The organism is Herbidospora galbida (assembly GCF_005233835.1).
Lineage (GTDB): Bacteria > Actinomycetota > Actinomycetes > Streptosporangiales > Streptosporangiaceae > Herbidospora > Herbidospora galbida.
In genome coordinates this window covers 1-17,332 of record NZ_SZQA01000050.1, presented here as the reverse complement: position 1 = coordinate 17,332, position 17,332 = coordinate 1, and the positions used below count along the sequence as shown (strand labels likewise).

The following is a 17,332-nucleotide window of genomic DNA, read 5'->3' as shown; positions in this document are numbered from 1 at the left end:
CTTGAACGACCATGCAGGAAAATAATCACGAGCGGATCGTCCACGCCGGCGACCTCGAACTGTGGGCAGAAGAGTCGGGCGACCCGGAGCACCCGGCGGTGCTGCTGGTCATGGGCGCGCAGGCGCAGGGCGTCCAGTGGCCCGACGGGTTCGTCCGCCGCCTGGTCGGCGGAGGCCGCCGGGTCATCCGCTACGACCACCGCGACACCGGGCGCTCCTCCACCGTGGACTTCGCCGCCCACCCCTACGCCGTCGCCGACCTGGCCGCCGACGCGCTCGCGGTCCTGGACGCCTTCGGGGCCGCACGGGCCCACCTCGTGGGGGCCTCCCTCGGCGGCCTCATCGCCCAGCGGCTGGCCGTCACCCACCCCGAGCGGGTGCTGACCCTGACGAGCCTGTCGTCCCAGCCGCTCGGCACCGACACGGCGGGCGCGGTGCGGCGCGTCATGGAGGGGGCGCCGCCCCGCCCCGGCGAGTTGCCGCCGCCCACGCCCGAACTGCTCGCCGCGCTGGTCTCGTCGTTCCCCGGACCGGGGGCGCCCGTGGAGGACTACCTCGCGGCCCGGCTGCCACTGTGGCGGGCCCTGCACGGCCCGGTGCTGCCGTTCGACGAGGAGGAGTACCGCGCGATGGAGCGGCGGGTCCACGCGAGGGCGCGCGACCTGGGAGCCGCGCTCAACCACACGCTCGCCGGGGCCGAGACGATGTCCACGGCGGACCTGGCCGCCGTCACCGCGCCGACGCTGGTCGTGCACGGCACGGAGGACCCGATGTTCCCGCCCGCGCACGCCGAGGCCACCGCCGCCGCCATCCCGGGCGCCCGGCTGGTCATGATCGAAGGGCTGGGGCACACCCTGCCCTCGGCGGTGCACGATCGCCTGGCCGAGGAGATCCTGCGCCACACGCGGCGCTCCCAGAGCGGGGTCAGCCCGCCAGGAACGCGCGCACGATCGGCCCGGTGACCTCCGGGTCGATCGTGTGGGTCTGGCCGTCGAGGGCCACCACGTGGGCGCCGTCGACCGCCGTGCCCAGGGCCCCCACCATGCCGCGCAGCCGGTCGGGGCTGGCCGCGCCGTCGAGGACCAGCGTGGGCGGCGGGCGCAGGCCCGCCAGTTGGTCGGGCAGCTCACGGTCGGTCACGAGCAGGGCGTCGTAGACGGACGAGGGGGCCAGCGCTTCGAGGCGCCGCCAGAAGGGGGCGTTCTTGGCCTGCTCGACCATGTGGGGCGGCATGCCGATGATCTTCAGCTGGAAGTATTCGACCGCCTCCTCGCGCCGCCCCTGGGTGACCAGTTCGGTCAGGTGGCCGGGGTGGTCGGCGGGGGAGGGGTTCTCGTTCTGGTAGGGCGGCTCGTAGAGGGCCAGCCGCGTGATGCGGGCCCCGGCGAGCAGCGCCTTCAGCGCCAGCAGCCCGCCCGAGGAGTAGCCGAACACGGCCGCCTCGCCGCCCGCGACCTCGATCATGGCCTTCAGGTCGTCGACCTCGTCGGCGATCCGGAAGGGCACGGCCACCTCGCCGCTGCCGCCGCGCCCCCGCCGGTCGTAGACGTAGACCGTGAAGTGGTCGGCCAGCGCCTCGGCCAGCGGCAGGCCCGCCTCGCGCTCGTTGAAGACGCCCAGCACGACGATCACCGGCGGCCCCTCGCCGAGCTGGTCGTAAGCCAGCGTGGTGCCGTCACGCGAGGTCGTAATCATCATGACAACCGTTCTATCAGCCGCTACCGTCATAACCAGTCCAGCGAAACGAGGAGAGGCCATGGCTGCCCGCCCGGTGTGACCGGGGTGGTCCAGCGCTGCCCCGGTCAAGACGAGAACAGCATTTTTCGTACGTCTGACTGGAGCATTTTTCCCAATGCCGTGGTACACGGATTTCTTCACCGAGCTGCCCAACACCTTCTGGCGGGCCGCCGTCCCCATCGAACACACGACCGCCGAGATCGACTTCCTGATGTCCCTGCCGGGCGACCACGTCCTCGACGTGGCCTGCGGCAGCGGGCGGCACGCCCTCGAACTGGCCGCGCGCGGCCGCCGGGTGACCGGCGTCGACGTGTCGGCCGAGGCCGTCGCCCACGCCGCCGGGGAGGCGTCCCGGCGCGGCCTCGACGCCGTCTTCAAGGTCGGCGACATGCGCGCGCTGCCCGAGACGACCGCCGACACGGCGATCTGCATGGGCAACGCCTTCGGCTACCTCGACCACGACGAGACGATCGCCTTCCTGAACGGGCTGACCGCCGAGACGCTGGTCCTCGACTACGGCTTCGTGGCCGAGTCGTTCCTCCCGGGCCTGACCCTGGAGGAGGAGCCGATGACCATCGGCGGCGTCACCGCCGAGTCGGTCAACGAGTACGACGTGACGGGCAGCCGCTGGCTCACCCACTTCACCTTCACCAGAGGTGACGAGGTGCACCGGGGGACCTCGGTCCAGCACGTCTACACCGTCGCCGAGGTCCGCCGCATGGTCGCCCAGGCGGGCTTCACGACGATCGACCTGTACGCAGGCCCAGACGGCGCCCCCTACGAGGTCAGGTCGGGCCGCCTGATCCTGGTGGCCCGCCGCTAGGCCAGGAGTGCGACGGCCGCGCGGAAGGCCCACGGGAGCCGCCGCGCGGCCGGCGCGATGAGGTCGCCGGTGACCCGGTTGCCCCTGACGGCCACCAGCGCCTCCGTGAGCGCCCGCTGCCGCCGCGACAGCCGCCGCCAGGCGCGTTCGTACGAGCCGGGATCGCCGGTCCGCAGCGCCGCGACCAGCGCCCCGGCCGAGCGCGCCGCCAGGGAGATCCCCTCCCCGGTGAGCGCGTCGACGTATCCGGCGGCGTCGCCGACGAGCAGCACCCGCCCGGCCACCCGCGCCTTGGCCCCCTGCCGCAGCGGCCCCGCCCCCCTGACCGGCGAACACGCGGCGCCGAGCCGCTCGCGCAGCGCCGGGAAGGCCGCCAGGTGCTCCTCATAGGGCGCCCGCCGCGAGCTCAGCACCGCCACCCCGATCAGGCCGGCCCCGACGGGCGTCACGTAGGCCTCCGCGCCCGGCGACCAGTGCACCTCGACGTGGGAACTCCACGGGGCGACCGCGAAGTGGCGGCGCAGGCCGTGGCGGCGTACGTGCCGGGACGGGACGCTCAGCCCCAGGGCGGCGCGTAAGGGGGAGTGCAGCCCGTCGGCCGCGACCAGCCAGCGGGCCCGGCCGAACCCGTCGGCCTCGACGTCGCCGAGCCGCTGCCGGAACCGCTCCACCCGCCCGGCGACCACGCGCACCCCGAGGTCGGCGGCCCGCTTGGCGAGCGCCTCGTGCAGAATCGTGCGCCGGACGCCGAGCCCGGCCGCCCCGCGCGGGAACGGCGCGGTCACCGAACCGACCGCGTCGAGGTAGGCGATGCCGCGCAGCGGCCACCCCTCGGGCCGCACCCCCAGAGCCCGCAGCGCCTCGGCCCCCGTGGGCATCAGCCCCTCGCCGCACGCCTTGTCGACGGGGGTCGACCGGGGTTCGACGACGACGGCCTCCAGCCCGGCCAGCGCGGCGTGGCAGGCGGTCGCCAGCCCGGCGGGCCCGCCGCCCGCGATCAATAAGTCGATCACGCGGTTTCCAGCCGGGCCAGCGCGGCCTCCTCACACCGGATCCGGACCACCATCAGCCCCGCGTTCAGCACCGTGAAGACCAGCGCCGTGACCCAGGCCGAATGGACGAGGGGGAGCGCCAGGCCCTCGACGGCCACCGCGACGTAGTTGGGGTGGCGCAGATGGCGGTAGGGCCCGCCCGTGACCGCCGTGAGCCCCGGCACCACCACGACCTGGGTGTTCCACTGGTGTCCCAGCGTCCGGATGCACCACCAGCGGAGCGCCTGGGAGGCCGCCACGAGCGCCAGCATCGGCCACCCGAGGGCGGGCACGAAGGGGCGGTCGGCGGCGTACACCTCGACGAGGCACCCGGCCAGCAGCCCGGTGTGCAGCACGACCATGAACGGATAGTGGCCCTGGCCCGCGACGATCCCGCCCCGGGCCAGGCTCCAGCGCAGGTTGCGCTTGGCCACGACGAGTTCGGCCAGCCGTTCGACCCCGACCAGGGCGACCAGCGCGGCGTACCAGCCCATCACCACTCCAGGAGGACGAGTTCCGAGCAGAACCCCGGGCCCATCGCGATCATCAGGCCGGGGGTGCCCTTCGGGGGCTTCTTCGCCATCGTGTCGGCCAGCACGCGGAGCACCGACGACGACGACAGGTTGCCGACCTCGGCCAGCGACCGCCACGTCACGTCGAGGGCGTCGGACGGCAGGCCGAGGGCCTCGACGACCGCCTCCAGGACGCGCGGCCCGCCGGGGTGGCAGACCCAGGCGGTGACGTCCGACCTGGTCAGTCCGTGGTCGCCGAGGAAGCCGTCGACGTCGCCCGGCAGGTAGGTGCGGACCACGGCCGGGACGCTGGCGTCCAGGACCACCCGGAAGCCGCCGTTGGTGATGTCCCAGCCCATGACCTGGTCGGAGTCGGGATAGAGGTGGGAGCGCGAGTCGATCACGCGGGGGCCGGGGCCGTCGGAGGTGGTGGCCACCACGGCGGTCACGCCGTCGCCGAACAGGCCGCCCGCGACCAGGTTGGCGATCGAGCGGTCGTCGCGCTGGATGGTGAGGGAGCAGAACTCCACCGAGAGCAGCACCGCGACCTGGGCGGACTTCGCCGACAGGTAGTCGTGCACGCGGGCGACCCCGGCCGCGCCGCCCACGCAGCCCAGGCCGAACAGCGGCAGGCGTTTGACGTCGGGGCGCATGCCCAGGCGGGAGGCGATGCGGGCCTCGACCGAGGGCGCCGCGATGCCGGTCACGGTGGTGAAGAGGAACAGGTCGACGTCGCGGGGGGTCAGGCCGGCCGCGTCGAGGGCCTCCGCGACGGCCTGGGAGCCGAGGTCGACCGCCGCCGCGACGAACACGTCGTTGGCCGCGCCGAAGCCGTCGAGTTTCACGTAGTCGTCGAGGGGCAGTACGAGGTGTCGGAAATCGACTTGGGCGTGCTGATGGAGTCGTTCGAGAACGCGGCGTTCCGTGGCGTCGAGGAAGCCCAGCCGGGCGATCGCATCGGTGATCTCAGCCTGCGCGTAGCGGTTCGGCGGCAGGACGCCATGAACGGCGGCGATACGTGACATCGCACTCCCAGATCGGCAGAAATCCATCCCCTTCCGATCTCTGCCCACCCCTCACGGGTTCATGTGCGTCCCCTTGGGAACCCCAACCTCTGTGCTCCTGGGATTAGCGCTCGCCTGCCACCCCGGGCCGACGCTGGCCGTCACCGCCCTCGTGACCGCGCTGGCCGCCGGATCGGGCCGGGGTCCGGCCGGGTGCCTGCTCGTACTGGCCGCCGTGCTGACCGGGCAGCTGTCGGTGGGCTGGTCGAACGACGCCGTGGACGCGCGGCGCGACCGGGCCCTGGGCCGTACCGGCAAGCCGGCGGTCTCCGGGCGGGTCCCGGTTCCGGCCTTATGGGCGGCCGCCGTGGTCGCCCTGGTGGCGTGCGTGCCGCTGTCGCTGGCGAACGGGGCGGCGGCGGGCGGGTTCCATCTGCTGGGGGTGGCGGCCGCGTGGGCGTACAACCTCGGGCTGAAGGCCACGGTCCTCTCCTGGGTGCCCTACGCCATCGGGTTCGGGCAGTTCCCGGCGTTCGTGTCGCTCGGACTGCCCGGCCAGCCGTGGCCCGCCTGGTGGTCGGTGGCCGCCGGGGCGCTGCTCGGGATCGGCGCCCACCTCGCCAACGTGCTCCCCGACATCGACGGCGACCTGAAGACGGGGGTGCATGGCCTGCCCCAGCGGCTCGGCCCCCGCCGAACCCTGGCGCTCACCCCCGTCTTCCTGGTCGCCGCCGTCGCCGTGCTCTGGTGGCCCGCGGCGCCGCTCGCCGCCGCGCTGGCGCTCGCCCCCCGGCTGGTGCGCCGTCCCGCCGCCCCGTTCCAGAGCGCGGTCGCCGTCGCCGCGCTGGCCGTCGCGCTCCTGCTCGTGCGCGGAACCGGCTAGACGACCTTCCTTCTCCGGTACGCCACCGCGAACGCCGCCACCACCAGCAGCGCCGACGCCCCGAAGTAGAGCCAGTCCCGGGTGCTGTACCAGGCGAGCTGCTCGGACAGGTGGAACCTCGCCACCTCGACGCCCATCCAGATCGCGGCGGCCAGCGCCCACCGGTAGTCCCGCGACATCGCCGTGGCCGCGATGGCCAGCAGCAGGAACGCGCCCTGGACGGCGACGGATATGAGCACCTTCCGGATGTCGGCGTACAGGTAGAACATCGGCACCGGGAAGGTCACCATGACGGCCGGCACGGCCAGCCAGAGCCACGACCGCCGCCCGACGTGGCGGCGGGGCAGCAGGGCCAGGACGAGCAGCCCCGCCAGCACCACCCAGGGCCCGGGATCCGGCGGGAAGTAGTCGTGCCCGACCCACATGCTCGCCGCCGCGGCCGGCAGGGCGAGGCGAGGCCGCCCGAGGATCATGAGCACCAGCGTCAGCATGATCAGCCAGGCGTCGATCCCGCCGTCGACGCCCATCAGCTCCCCCGACTCCCGGTGAAGCGCGATCACGAGGATCCCGAGGTGCAGCCCGTCGGCCTGCCAAGGGGTGGTGCGCGACCTGGCGTGTGCCGCGAAGGCCCCCGTGAGCAGCGCCACGACTTCGCGGAACCCGCCGCCGGTCTCCCGGAGCGTGGTGATGATCTCCTCCCCGCGCCCGGCGCGGTAGGAGGCGGGGTAGAGCCGTAAGATCCGGCGGTAGAGGGTCTCGTCGATCACGCGAACCCCATCCCCGGGCGGCGGATCACCAGGTCGGCCGCGGCGCTGAGCCGCCGGGCCTCCTCGGCGAGGGCCTCGGTGCCCTGGTCGGTGATCCGGTAGTAACGCCGGGCCCGGCCGTCGACGATCTCCTCGCGGTCGGGCACGACGAGCCCGGCCTCCTGGAGCCGGTCGACGGCCCGGTAGAGGGTCGCGACGGGGATCTTCACCCGTTGTCGCGACTGTTCGGCGGCCCGCTGGATGATCCCGTAGCCGTGCAGGGGACCGTCCAGCAGGGCGGCCAGGATGAAATAGGTCGCCTCCGACATCGTGGTCATACGGCGACCATATATCCACTGTGGCTATATATCAGCCCTTGTAGTTGAAAACCTGGCGGAGCGTGTGCTGCACGGTCACCAGATCGGCCTGGTCGGCCATGACCTGGTCGATCGGCTTGTACGCCTCCGGGTGCTCGTCGACCAGCGACGACGCCCGGTCGGCGTTCCACGTCCGCCCCTCCATCGCCTTCTTCAGCGACGACGCGGTGAGCGTCCGCTTGGCCTGCCCGCGCGACATCCGCCGGCCGGCCCCGTGCGAGCACGAGTGGTAGGAGTCGGCGTTGCCCTTCCCGCGCACGATGTAGGACCGCGTCCCCATCGAGCCCGGGATGACGCCCTCGTCGCCGGTGTCGGCCTTGATGGCGCCCTTGCGGGTGATCCACAGCGACTTGCCGTGGTGCGTCTCCTTCTGGGTGAAGTTGTGGTGGCAGTTGATCGTCCGGACCCGGCGGCCCTTCCCGACCACCGAGAACAGCGCGTTCGACAGCACCGCGTCCATTCGCGCCCGCGAGGCCATCGCGTAGGCCTGCGCCCACAGCATGTCGTCGATGTAGGCGGTGAACTCGGGCGTCCCCTGGACGAAGTAGGCCAGGTCGGGGTCTTCCAGCCCGATCGCCGCCTGCTTCATCGCCTTCTTCGCGTCGGCGATGTGGCGGGTGGCCAGCTGGTTCCCGATCCCGCGCGAGCCGGAGTGGAGCACCGTCCACACGCGGTCGCGCTCGTCGAGGCAGACCTCCACGAAGTGGTTGCCCGACCCGAGGGTGCCGAACTGCGTCGCCACCGTCCTGTCCTGCTTCTGGGTCAGTTCCGTGTACGGCCGCCCGATCGCCTCCAGCGCCCGGTCGACGGCCCGGTCGTCGTGGCCCCGGCCCACGCCGGCCGGGATCCGCCGCTCGACCAGCGGCATCAGCGCGTCGAGGTGCTCGGGCAGGTCGGCGGCGGTCAGGTCGGTCTCGGTCGCGATCATCCCGCAGCCGATGTCGACCCCGACGGCGGCGGGGATGATCGCGCCCTCGGTGGGGATGACCGAGCCGACGGTCGCGCCGATCCCGATGTGCGCGTCGGGCATGAGCGCGACGTGTCCGGACACGAACCGCAGGCGCGCGGTCCGGGCCGCCTGCTCGATCGTTCCGGCGTCGATCTCGCTGGCCCAGGACAGCAGGTTGTGGGCGACTTCCTTCGGCATGATGATCTCCTGTTCAGTGCGATCAGTGTGCCGAACCGGGGTTAAGCGTTCCCAATGGTTTTCCTCTGGAGGAATCCCCGTTGATCGGGCGCGGTTGTATCTGCTCTAAGCTGGCATACAGAATGGAGATGGTTACGTGCTGGTCGACTCGTTCGGGCGTGTCGCGACAGACCTGCGGGTGTCGCTGACCGATCGATGCAACCTCCGGTGCAGCTACTGCATGCCGCCGGAAGGTCTCGACTGGCTGCCCAAACCCGACCTGCTGACCGCCGACGAGATCGTCCGCCTGGTCACCATCGGGGTGCGCGACCTGGGCGTCACCGAGGTCCGCTACACCGGCGGCGAGCCGCTGCTCCGCCGCGAACTGGTCGACATCGTGGCCCGCACCTCCGGCCTGGGAGCCGAGGTCTCCCTGACGACCAACGGCATCGGCCTGGCGAGACTGGCCGTCCCGCTGGCCGAGGCGGGCCTGCACCGGGTGAACGTGTCGCTCGACACGATCGACCGCGAGACCTTCAAGAAACTGGCCCACCGCGACCGGCTGGCCGACGTCCTCGACGGGCTGGCCGCCGCCGACGCGGCGGGGCTTCGCCCCGTGAAGGTCAACGCCGTCCTGATGCGCGACGTGAACGAGCACGAGGCCGCCGACCTGCTGCGCTACTGCCTCGACCGCGGCTACCAGCTCAGGTTCATCGAGCAGATGCCCCTCGACGCCCAGCACGGCTGGCGCCGCGAGAACATGATCACGGCCGACGAGATCCTGGGCCTGCTCGGGGCCGCGTTCAAGCTCGAAGACGCCGACCCGAAGGAGCGCGGCAGCGCCCCCGCCGAACTGTTCCTCGTCGACGGCGGCCCCGCGACGGTCGGCGTGATCGGCTCGGTCACCCGCCCGTTCTGCGGCGCCTGCGACCGCGTCCGCCTGACCGCCGACGGCCAGATCCGCAACTGCCTGTTCGCCACCGAGGAGTCCGACCTCCGCAGGGCGATGCGCGACGGCGCCTCCGACGCCGACCTCGCCGCCCGCTGGACCGCCTCGATCGCGCGCAAGAAGCCCGGCCACGGCATCGACAACCCCGAGTTCCTCCAGCCGTCCCGCCCGATGAGCGCGATCGGCGGCTGACCCGTTTTCCACTGATCTGGAGGCCGCCCGTGAACGTGCTGGAGGAATGGACCGCCCTGGTCTGCCGTGAACTCGGCATCGACCCGGCCGTCGTCGACCGCGACATGGTGCTCGACATGACGCGCGACGTGGCCCATGGGGTCGCCCGGCCCGCCGCGCCGTTGACGGCCTACCTCCTCGGGCTGGCCCAGGGCGCCGGCACCGCACCGGCCGAGGCGGCCGCGGTCATCTCGGCCAAGGCGGCCGAATGGAGCCGCGACTAGGGGCCGCCGGTCCTAGGATGCCTCGGGTGGGCGCAGGGCCCTCGGATAGGGGTTCGCCGACCTTGGATCAACTGCTGCCCGACGACCCCGACCTGATCGGCCCCTACCGGCTCGAAGGTCGGCTGGGCGCGGGCGGCATGGGCGAGGTCTTCCTCGCCCGCTCACCGGGCGGCCGGGTCGTCGTGGTCAAACGCATCCACCGCCACCACGCCCGCGACCCCGAGTTCCGCGTCCGCTTCACCCGCGAGATCGACGCCGCCCGCCGGGTCGGCGGCCACTTCACCGCCCAGGTGATCGCCGCCGACCCCGCCGCCGACCTCCCCTGGATGGCCGCCGCCCACATCCCCGGCCCGTCCCTCCAGGCGCTGGTGTCGCAGCGCGGCCCGCTCCCGGTGGAGACCGTGATCGCCCTGGGGGCGGCGCTGGCCGAGGGCCTGGCCGCCATCCACGACTGCGGGCTGATCCACCGCGACCTCAAGCCCGCCAACGTGATCTGCGCCGACGACGGCCCGCGCATCATCGACTTCGGCATCGCCCGCCCCCTCGACGCCGCCGCCCTGACCGAGACGGGCGCCCTCGTCGGCACCTACTCCCACATGTCCCCGGAGCGGATCAACGGCCATCCCGCCACCCCCGCCGCCGACGTCTTCTCCCTCGGCTGCGTCCTGGTCTTCGCCGCCACCGGCCAGAGCCCCTACGCCGCGAGCACCCTCCCCGCCGTCATCCACCGCATCACCAGCGGTGACCCTGACCTGACCCGAGTCACCGCCGACCTACGCCCCCTCATCACCGCCTGCCTGACCACCGACCCCGCCGCCCGCCCCGCCGTCGCCGAGATCCTCGCCACCCTCGGCCCGGCCGCTCACCGACGACCACCGGGAAATCCGTGGCCAGCGGCGCACCAGCCACCGCCAGGGATTCTGCCGCTGGACGGGCACCAGCCACTGCCTGGAGATCCGTGGCCTGCCGCACATCAGCTATCGCCCGGAAACCCTTCGCGAGTCGCGCACGAGCCACTGCCGGGAGATCCGTCGCTGGCCGCGCACGGGCCACCACCGGGAAATCCGCCGCTGGCCGCTCACCGGCCAGCGCCGGGATATGCGTCGCCGGCTGCTCACCAGCAGCCGTCAGGCGGTCCATCGCCATCCGGGCGATCATCGCGGCCGGGATACCTCTCCGAGGGCTTCTCGCCGCCCTCGCAGGGCTCACCGTCCGGGCAGCTCTCCCAGGGTGAACGACCCCTGCCGCTGCTGTCGCGGATACTGCCCCGCCGCGCCCTTCTGGCCGGTGGGGTCGCGGTGGGGGCCACGATCGTGGTTGTCGGGGCTTCCCGGATCTTCGGTGGGGAGGAGCCCGTGGCCGTCACGAAGGTCTCGGCGCGGCTCGTGAAGACCCTCACCGGGCACGAGGGGGAGGTCTACTCGGTGGCGTCCAACCCCGACGGGACCCTGCTGGCCAGCGGCGGGGCCGACAGGACGGTGCGCCTGTGGGATCCCGCCGGTGTGGCGCGGCCCGGGACGCTCGCCGGTCACGAGAGCAATGTCTACGCGGTGGCGTTCACCGGTGACGCCCGGCTGCTGATCTCCGGCGGGGGCGACCGGCTGGCGCGGCTGTGGGACGTGGCCGACCGCGTCACCCTGACCAGTCTCCCGGGCGGCGACGACGGGGTGAACGCGGTCGCGTCCACCGACGACGGGACCGTGATCGCCACGGGCGGCGGCGACGGGACGGTGCGGCTCTGGGACCCGGCGAGCGGCGCCCGGACCGCCGTGCTGACCGGCCACGGGGGAGCGGTCATGGCGGTGTCGTTCAGCCCCGACGGGAAGCGGCTGGCCACCAGCGGCACCGACGAGACGGTGCGGATCTGGGACGTCGCCCGCCGCGCCCTCCTGCACACGCTCACCGCGCACGAGGGCTGGGTCTCCGCGGTGGCGTTCAGCCCCGACGGAAAGCTGCTGGTCAGCGGGGGAGCCGACCGGGTGGTGCGGCTGTGGGACCCGGCCGACGGCACCGAAACGGGCACCCTGCCCGGCCATGACGCCGGAATCGCCGTGGTGGCGTTCAGCCGCGACGGGAGGGTGCTCGCCACCGGCAGCGGCGACCGCACGGTGCGGTTGTGGGATCCGGCCGACCGCACCCGCCTGGCCACGCTCACCGGCCACACGGCGGCGGTCGGCGCGGTGGCGTTCAACCATGACGGAACCCTGCTGGCCACCGGGGGCGCCGACGCCACGGTCAGGCTGTGGGAGATTCGCTGATCTTTTTCCGCGAAGGCGGCCAGAGTATGCCGCGAGTAAAGGCGACAGAAAAGGTCTGGAAATAGGGCGACGCCGGGTGGTTACGGGGGCAAACCACCCGGCGTCGCTTCATCGGCGTTCCGACGGGGGCCCGGAACGCCGGCACCAGCGCTCCGACGGGGGACCAGAGCGCTTGGCTAAACTGTACACCTACCACCCTTAGGATGCGTCAAGACTTAGTCACGACCCGATCTCGCGTCGATGCCGTGGTATCTCGTTTTGGTTAGCTTCATCCATGTCCTGAAGTGGGGGAAGGTCCTTTCCCCGCTCGTTGGCCCCGATGACGGCAAGGTACGGCAAAAGCACCGCGCCCGCGATGAAGAGCCCGCGCAGCCACAGGGGCGCCCCGGGCCACGTCACGGCCAGGATGAGGCACACGACACGGATCGACATCTTGATCACGTAGCTGATCTCGCGTCTGCGGATGTCGGCCGTCAGAGACGGCTGCGCGTCGGTCACCTGGTGAACGGTCGTCTTCCGCCGATGAAACAGCTTCACGATGCAACCCTACGCCCGGGGCATATGATCGTTTCGCGACGACAGGGAGGCACGATGTCTGACCGCACCTACCGGGTGACCGAGATCGTGGGAACGTCGGGGGAGTCCGTCGACCAGGCCATACGCAACGGGATCAGGCGGGCGTCGCAGACGCTGCGCCATCTCGACTGGTTCGAGGTGACGGAGGTCCGCGGCCACATCCAGGACGGCGAGGTCGCCCACTTCCAGGTGGGCATGAAGGTCGGTTTCCGACTGGAAGACTCCGAGTAGCAGAAAGGGGCGGCCCGTGCAACACGGGACCGCCCCTTGACAGCTTTGTCAGATCAGTTGGCCTGGCTCACGGTCGACATGTTGAAGTCGGGGACCCGCAGCGGCGGCATGATCGTGCGGGTGAAGTAGTCGTTCCACTCGCGCGGCAGGGTCTGCGACGCCGCGCCGACCTCGGTGACCCGTCCGAGCAGGTCGACCGGCGACTCGTTGAAGCGGAAGTTGTTCACCTCGCCCGTGACCTCGCCGTTCTCGACCAGGTAGACGCCGTCGCGGGTCAGGCCGGTGAGCAGCAGCGTCTGGGGGTCGACCTCGCGGATGTACCAGAGGCAGGTCAGCAGCAGGCCGCGCTCGGTGGCGGCGATCATCTCCTCCAGCGACCGCCCGCCCGCCGGGCCCTCCATGATCAGGTTGTCGATCGCGGGGGTCTCGGCGAGGCCGGTGACCTCGGCCGAGTGGCGGGTCTGGATCAGGTTGGCGAGTTTGCCGTCGGCGATCCACTTCGTCGGGCCCAAAGAGAACCCGTTGTCGAAGACCGACGACTCCCGGCTGGAGGCGTGGGCCACGGTGAAGCCGCCGCACTCGATCCCGGCCCGGCCGGGGTCGCTGGACAGGTCGATCGGCAGCTTGGCCAGCTCCTCGCCGACGCGGGTGCCGCCACCCGGCTTCGAGAAGACGGTCCGGCCGTCGAAGGCGTCGCGGGCGCCCGCCGACCAGTACAGATAGATCATCAGGTCGGCCACCGCGCCCGGGGGCAGCAGCGTCTCGTAGCGCCCGGGGGCCAGGTCGATCCTGCGCTTGGCCCATTCGAGGCGCTGGGCCAGCGTCGCGTCGAGGGCGGCGATGTCGACGTCGGTGAAGTCGCGGGTGGCCGCGCCGACCCACGCCGAGCGGGTCATGTCGGGTGACTTGGCGTTCAGCTCCAGGCGGCCGGTCGGCTGGTCGTGGCGGCGGCGCAGGCCGGTGCTGGTGCCGACGAACACCGAGTTGACCAGGTGCTCGGCGAAGCCGTAGAGCCGGCGGCCCCCGGCCTCGGCCGCCGCGAACGCCTCGCCGAGCGCGGGGGCCAGGTCGCGGAAGACCGCGATCGAGGTCTCCTCGGCCGGGCGGTCCCAGTCGGCGGCGGCCTCTCCGGCCACCAGCGGGCGGGCGTCTTCGGACGGCTGCGCGTCGCGCGCCGCCCGGTCGGCCGCGCCCACGACGTCGGCGATCTGGTCGGGCGTGACGCCCGACCGGGAGACCACGCCGGTGCCGCTGCCGGCGATCGAGACGACCGTCAGCCGCGAGCCCCGGGCGACGCCGTTGGTCGTCAGGGTGTTGCCGGCGAACCGGAGGTTCGCGGTGGTGTCCTCGTCGACGATGACGACGCGGTCGTCGGCGCCGGGCAGCGCCAGCGCGCGTTCGACTACTTCCTGCGGGGTCACTTGCCGCCCTCCTGCACCGTGTTGAGGATCTTCACACCGCGGAACCGGGCGGCCGGGGTGCCGTGGCTCACCGGCGCCACCTGGCCGGGCTGGCCCTTGCCGCAGTTGAACGCGCCGCCGAGCACGTAGGTCTGCGGGCCGCCGACGGCGTCCATCGAGCGCCAGAAGTCGGTGGTGGTGGCCTGGTAGGCGACGTCGCGGAGCTGGCCCGCGAGCCGGCCGTTCTCGATCTTGTAGAAGCGCTGGCCGGTGAACTGGAAGTTGTAGCGCTGCATGTCGATCGACCAGCTCTTGTCGCCCAGGATGTAGACGCCGTCGTCGACGCCCGCGATCAGCTCCTCGGTGGAGGGGCCGCCCTCGGCGGGCTGGAGCGAGACGTTGGCCATGCGCTGGATCGGGGTGTGGCCGGGGGAGTCGGCGAACGCGCAGCCGTTCGAGCGGCCCAGGCCCTTCAGCAGGGCCATCCGCCGGTCGAGCTGGTAGCCGACCAGGGTGCCGTCGCGCACGATGTCGAACCGCTGGCCCTGCACGCCCTCGTCGTCCCAGCCGACGGTGGCCAGGCCGTGGTCGGCGGTCCGGTCGCCGGTCACGTTCATGATGGGGGAACCGTAGGTGAGCTCGTGCAGCTGGTCGAAGGTGGCGAACGAGGTGCCCGCGTACGCCGCCTCGTAGCCCAGCGCCCGGTCGAGCTCGGTGGCGTGGCCGATCGACTCGTGGATCGTCAGCCACAGGTTCGAGGGGTCGATCACCAGGTCGTAGGAGCCCGCCTTCACCGAAGGGGCGGCCAGCTTCTCGGCCAGCAGGTCGGGCAGTTCGGCCAGTTCGGCCGGGAAGTCCCAGCCCGTGCCGGTCAGGTATTCGTAGCCCCGGCCCACCGGGGGCGCCAGGGTGCGCATGTCGTCGAAGGCGGCGCCCTCGGACTTCATGGCGGTCAGGGACGGGTGGACGCGGACCCGCTGCTGGGTGGTGACCGTGCCGGCCGAGTCGGCGTAGAACTTCTGCTCCTTGACCTGCATCAACGAGGCCGACACGTGGTCGACCCCCTTGGCCAGCAGGCCGGCGGACCAGTCGCCCAGGAGCGCGACCTTGTCGCGCAGCGGCACGTCGAACGGGTCGACGTCGTAGAGGGACACCCAGACGCCCTCGTGCACCGGCTCGGCGGCCAGTTCGACGGGCTCCCGGTTGAGGGGCGCGCTCACCTCGGCCACCTGGACGGCCTGCGCCGCCACCTCGGCCGCGGCCTCGGGCGTGAGCGTGATGCCGCCGGCGAATCCCCAGGTGCCGTTCTTGACCACCCGTACGGCGAAACCGAGGTCGTCGGCGTCGCTGGAGCCTTCGAGCCGCGCGTCGAACAGGCGGAGCGTCTCGGCGCGCACCCGTTCGAGGCGGAACGCGGCGAACTCGGCGCCCAGCTCGCGGGCCCGCTGGAGGGCGGCGTCGGCCAGCCGCCGCAGCGGCAGGGCGAGGAAGTCGGGATCGATCTGACGCATGCAGGGATCCTAGTCCGCGCCACGCGAGTTGATCTGGAGTAACCCCACCACGCGGCAGCCGCGATCTTGTCTCCGGCGGACAAGAGGCTACCCGCCGGTAACTAGTAACGTCGGGTACATGCCTCGTTCTGTACTCGTCACCGGCGGCAACCGCGGCATCGGCCTCGCGATCGCCCGGGAACTCTCGGCGGCCGGAGACCTCGTCGCCGTCACCCACCGATCCGGCCAGGCCCCCGAAGGCCTCTTCGGCGTCCAGTGCGACGTCACCAGCCAGGAGTCGGTCGACGCCGCCTTCGAGAAGGCCGAGGCCGAGCACGGCCCGGTCGAGGTCGTCGTGGCCAACGCCGGCATCACCAAAGACACCCTGCTGGCGATGATGAAGGAAGAGACCTTCACCGACGTCATCGACACCAACCTGACCGGGGCCTACCGCGTCGCCAAGCGCGCCGTCCGCCCGATGCTGCGTCTCAAGCGCGGCCGCATCATCCTCGTCTCCTCCGTCGTCGGCCTCCTCGGCTCCGCCGGGCAGGCCAACTACGCCGCCTCCAAGGCCGGGCTGGTCGGCTTCGGCCGGTCGCTGGCCCGCGAGCTGGGCTCGCGGAGCATCACCGTCAACATCGTCGCCCCCGGCTTCGTCGAGACCGACATGACGGCCGTCCTCACCGAAGACCAGCAGGCCGCCATCCAGAAGCAGATCCCGCTCGGCCGCCAGGCCAAGGTGGGCGAGGTCGCCCGCGTCGTCCGCTTCCTCGCGAGCGACGACGCCTCCTACATCACCGGGGCCGTGATCCCCGTCGACGGCGGCCTGGGAATGGGGCACTGACCATGGGAATCCTCGAGGGCAAGCGCATCCTCGTCACCGGCGTCCTGACCGACGCCTCGATCGCCTTCAGCGTGGCCAAGCTGGCCCAGGAGGAGGGCGCCCAGATCGTCCTCACCGGGTTCGGCCGCCTGAGCCTGGTCGAGCGCATCGCCAAGCGGCTGCCCGAGCCGCCGCCGGTGCTGGAGCTCGACGTCAGCAACACCGAGCAGCTCGACAGCCTGGCCGAGCGGGTCGGCGAGCACCTCGGCGGGCTCGACGGGGTCGTCCATTCCATCGGGTTCGCGCCGCAGGCCGCCCTGGGCGGAAACTTCCTCAACACCTCGTGGGAAGACGTCGCCACCGCCTTCCAGATCTCCACCTTCTCCTACAAGTCGCTGTCGATGGCCTGCCTGCCGCTGATGAAGCAGGGCAGCTCGGTCGTCGGCCTCGACTTCGACGCATCCAAGGCGTGGCCGGTCTACGACTGGATGGGCGTGGCCAAGGCCGGTCTCGAGGCGACCAACCGCTACCTCGCGCGCGACCTCGGCAAGCACGGCATCAGGGCCAACCTGGTGGCCGCCGGCCCGCTGCGCACGATGGCCGCCAAGAGCATCCCCGGCTTCAAGGAGTTCGAGGACTCCTGGCCGGCCAAGGCTCCTCTGGGCTGGGACCTGGCCGACACGGTTCCGGCCGCGAAGGCGTGCGTGGCCCTGCTGAGCGACTGGTTCCCGGCCACCACCGGCGAGATCGTCCACGTCGACGGCGGCGTCCACGCGATCGGCGCCTAGGGCCTGTTTCGAAGTAGGTATGCGCTGCGGCGTGTCGTGGCCGGGTACGCGAAGAGGTCTCCGGTAAGTGGGTTGATCGACCAAGAAAAACCTGATCACCGGAGACCTCGTGGCCACCTTAGC

Annotated in this window: 19 protein-coding genes; 9 read left to right on the top strand and 10 right to left on the bottom strand. The window is 72.0% G+C overall.

Annotated features, from left to right (window positions below; translation table 11 throughout):
* Window positions 1–11: 11 nt before the first annotated feature.
* On the top strand, window positions 12–962 hold the full coding sequence (locus FDA94_RS34435) for an alpha/beta fold hydrolase (RefSeq protein WP_137251244.1): 951 nt from the start codon (window positions 12–14) through the stop codon (window positions 960–962).
* On the opposite strand, the gene FDA94_RS34430 is transcribed toward FDA94_RS34435, so the two are convergent.
* Window positions 925–1,698 carry an alpha/beta fold hydrolase gene (locus FDA94_RS34430; RefSeq protein ID WP_170991250.1) on the bottom strand — a complete coding sequence of 258 codons (774 nt, stop codon included), beginning with the start codon at window positions 1,696–1,698 and terminating at the stop codon, window positions 925–927. The genes FDA94_RS34435 and FDA94_RS34430 overlap by 38 nt on opposite strands.
* A gap of 154 nt (window positions 1,699–1,852) precedes the next feature.
* Here FDA94_RS34430 and FDA94_RS34425 point away from each other — a divergent pair, with 154 nt between their 5' ends.
* Entirely contained in the window at window positions 1,853–2,560 is a 708-nt protein-coding gene (locus tag FDA94_RS34425) for a class I SAM-dependent methyltransferase (protein WP_137251242.1), read from the top strand.
* Here the strand turns inward: FDA94_RS34425 and FDA94_RS34420 are convergent.
* Genes FDA94_RS34420 through FDA94_RS34410 form a run of 3 tightly spaced genes read right to left on the bottom strand, consistent with a single transcriptional unit; the run spans window position 2,557 to window position 5,128 of the window.
* Entirely contained in the window at window positions 2,557–3,573 is a 1,017-nt protein-coding gene (locus tag FDA94_RS34420) for an NAD(P)/FAD-dependent oxidoreductase (RefSeq protein ID WP_137251241.1), read from the bottom strand. The two genes, FDA94_RS34425 and FDA94_RS34420, sit on opposite strands and share 4 nt — an antisense overlap.
* Window positions 3,570–4,085, bottom strand: coding sequence for an isoprenylcysteine carboxyl methyltransferase family protein (locus tag FDA94_RS34415; protein WP_137251240.1), 516 nt, complete (start codon window positions 4,083–4,085; stop codon window positions 3,570–3,572). Before FDA94_RS34415 ends, FDA94_RS34420 begins: the two co-directional genes overlap by 4 nt.
* Window positions 4,085–5,128, bottom strand: a complete 1,044-nt coding sequence (locus FDA94_RS34410) for a type III polyketide synthase (protein ID WP_137251239.1) — start codon at window positions 5,126–5,128, stop codon at window positions 4,085–4,087. The genes FDA94_RS34415 and FDA94_RS34410 overlap by 1 nt, the downstream gene beginning before the upstream one ends.
* A 91-nt stretch (window positions 5,129–5,219) precedes the next feature.
* On the opposite strand from FDA94_RS34410, the gene FDA94_RS34405 reads away from it, so the two are divergent.
* Window positions 5,220–5,990, top strand: a complete 771-nt coding sequence (locus FDA94_RS34405) for a UbiA family prenyltransferase (protein WP_246060310.1) — start codon at window positions 5,220–5,222, stop codon at window positions 5,988–5,990.
* On the opposite strand, the gene FDA94_RS34400 is transcribed toward FDA94_RS34405, so the two are convergent.
* Genes FDA94_RS34400 through FDA94_RS34390 form a run of 3 tightly spaced genes read right to left on the bottom strand, consistent with a single transcriptional unit; the run spans window position 5,987 to window position 8,260 of the window.
* Window positions 5,987–6,757: a hypothetical protein gene (locus FDA94_RS34400; RefSeq protein WP_137251237.1), complete on the bottom strand. Its 771-nt coding sequence runs from the start codon at window positions 6,755–6,757 to the stop codon at window positions 5,987–5,989. The two genes, FDA94_RS34405 and FDA94_RS34400, sit on opposite strands and share 4 nt — an antisense overlap.
* Window positions 6,754–7,074, bottom strand: a complete 321-nt coding sequence (locus tag FDA94_RS34395; RefSeq protein ID WP_212735638.1) for a PadR family transcriptional regulator — start codon at window positions 7,072–7,074, stop codon at window positions 6,754–6,756. The genes FDA94_RS34400 and FDA94_RS34395 overlap by 4 nt, the downstream gene beginning before the upstream one ends.
* A 31-nt stretch (window positions 7,075–7,105) precedes the next feature.
* Window positions 7,106–8,260, bottom strand: coding sequence for an RtcB family protein (locus tag FDA94_RS34390; protein ID WP_137251236.1), 1,155 nt, complete (start codon window positions 8,258–8,260; stop codon window positions 7,106–7,108).
* A 136-nt stretch (window positions 8,261–8,396) separates the two neighbouring features.
* Between FDA94_RS34390 and moaA the strand changes: the two genes are divergently transcribed.
* The 3 genes from moaA (at window position 8,397) to FDA94_RS34375 (ending at window position 11,901) form a co-directional block, all read left to right on the top strand.
* Entirely contained in the window at window positions 8,397–9,380 is a 984-nt protein-coding gene (gene moaA, locus FDA94_RS34385; protein WP_137251235.1) for a GTP 3',8-cyclase MoaA, read from the top strand.
* Between the two features lie 29 nt (window positions 9,381–9,409).
* Window positions 9,410–9,643, top strand: coding sequence for a DUF6457 domain-containing protein (locus tag FDA94_RS34380; RefSeq protein ID WP_137251234.1), 234 nt, complete (start codon window positions 9,410–9,412; stop codon window positions 9,641–9,643).
* A gap of 62 nt (window positions 9,644–9,705) precedes the next feature.
* The gene (locus FDA94_RS34375) at window positions 9,706–11,901 is read left to right on the top strand and encodes a serine/threonine-protein kinase (RefSeq protein WP_170991249.1); all 2,196 of its coding nucleotides are present in this window, start codon (window positions 9,706–9,708) and stop codon (window positions 11,899–11,901) included.
* 219 nt (window positions 11,902–12,120) lie between these two features.
* On the opposite strand, the gene FDA94_RS34370 is transcribed toward FDA94_RS34375, so the two are convergent.
* Window positions 12,121–12,438 carry a DUF3099 domain-containing protein gene (locus FDA94_RS34370; RefSeq protein ID WP_137251232.1) on the bottom strand — a complete coding sequence of 106 codons (318 nt, stop codon included), beginning with the start codon at window positions 12,436–12,438 and terminating at the stop codon, window positions 12,121–12,123.
* 54 nt (window positions 12,439–12,492) lie between these two features.
* Here FDA94_RS34370 and FDA94_RS34365 point away from each other — a divergent pair, with 54 nt between their 5' ends.
* Entirely contained in the window at window positions 12,493–12,708 is a 216-nt protein-coding gene (locus tag FDA94_RS34365; protein ID WP_030452318.1) for a dodecin, read from the top strand.
* A 53-nt stretch (window positions 12,709–12,761) separates the two neighbouring features.
* Here the strand turns inward: FDA94_RS34365 and FDA94_RS34360 are convergent, their stop codons facing one another.
* Both FDA94_RS34360 and FDA94_RS34355 read right to left on the bottom strand, forming a co-directional pair.
* Window positions 12,762–14,129 (bottom strand): metallopeptidase TldD-related protein, encoded by a 1,368-nt coding sequence (locus FDA94_RS34360; RefSeq protein WP_137251231.1) that lies wholly within the window; start codon window positions 14,127–14,129, stop codon window positions 12,762–12,764.
* The gene (locus FDA94_RS34355; protein WP_137251230.1) at window positions 14,126–15,619 is read right to left on the bottom strand and encodes a TldD/PmbA family protein; all 1,494 of its coding nucleotides are present in this window, start codon (window positions 15,617–15,619) and stop codon (window positions 14,126–14,128) included. Before FDA94_RS34355 ends, FDA94_RS34360 begins: the two co-directional genes overlap by 4 nt.
* A 118-nt stretch (window positions 15,620–15,737) precedes the next feature.
* On the opposite strand from FDA94_RS34355, the gene fabG reads away from it, so the two are divergent.
* Window positions 15,738–16,442 (top strand): beta-ketoacyl-ACP reductase, encoded by a 705-nt coding sequence (gene fabG / locus FDA94_RS34350; protein WP_137251229.1) that lies wholly within the window; start codon window positions 15,738–15,740, stop codon window positions 16,440–16,442.
* Window positions 16,443–16,444: 2 nt separating this feature from the next.
* Entirely contained in the window at window positions 16,445–17,209 is a 765-nt protein-coding gene (fabI, locus tag FDA94_RS34345; protein ID WP_137251228.1) for an enoyl-ACP reductase FabI, read from the top strand.
* Window positions 17,210–17,332 lie beyond the last annotated feature (123 nt).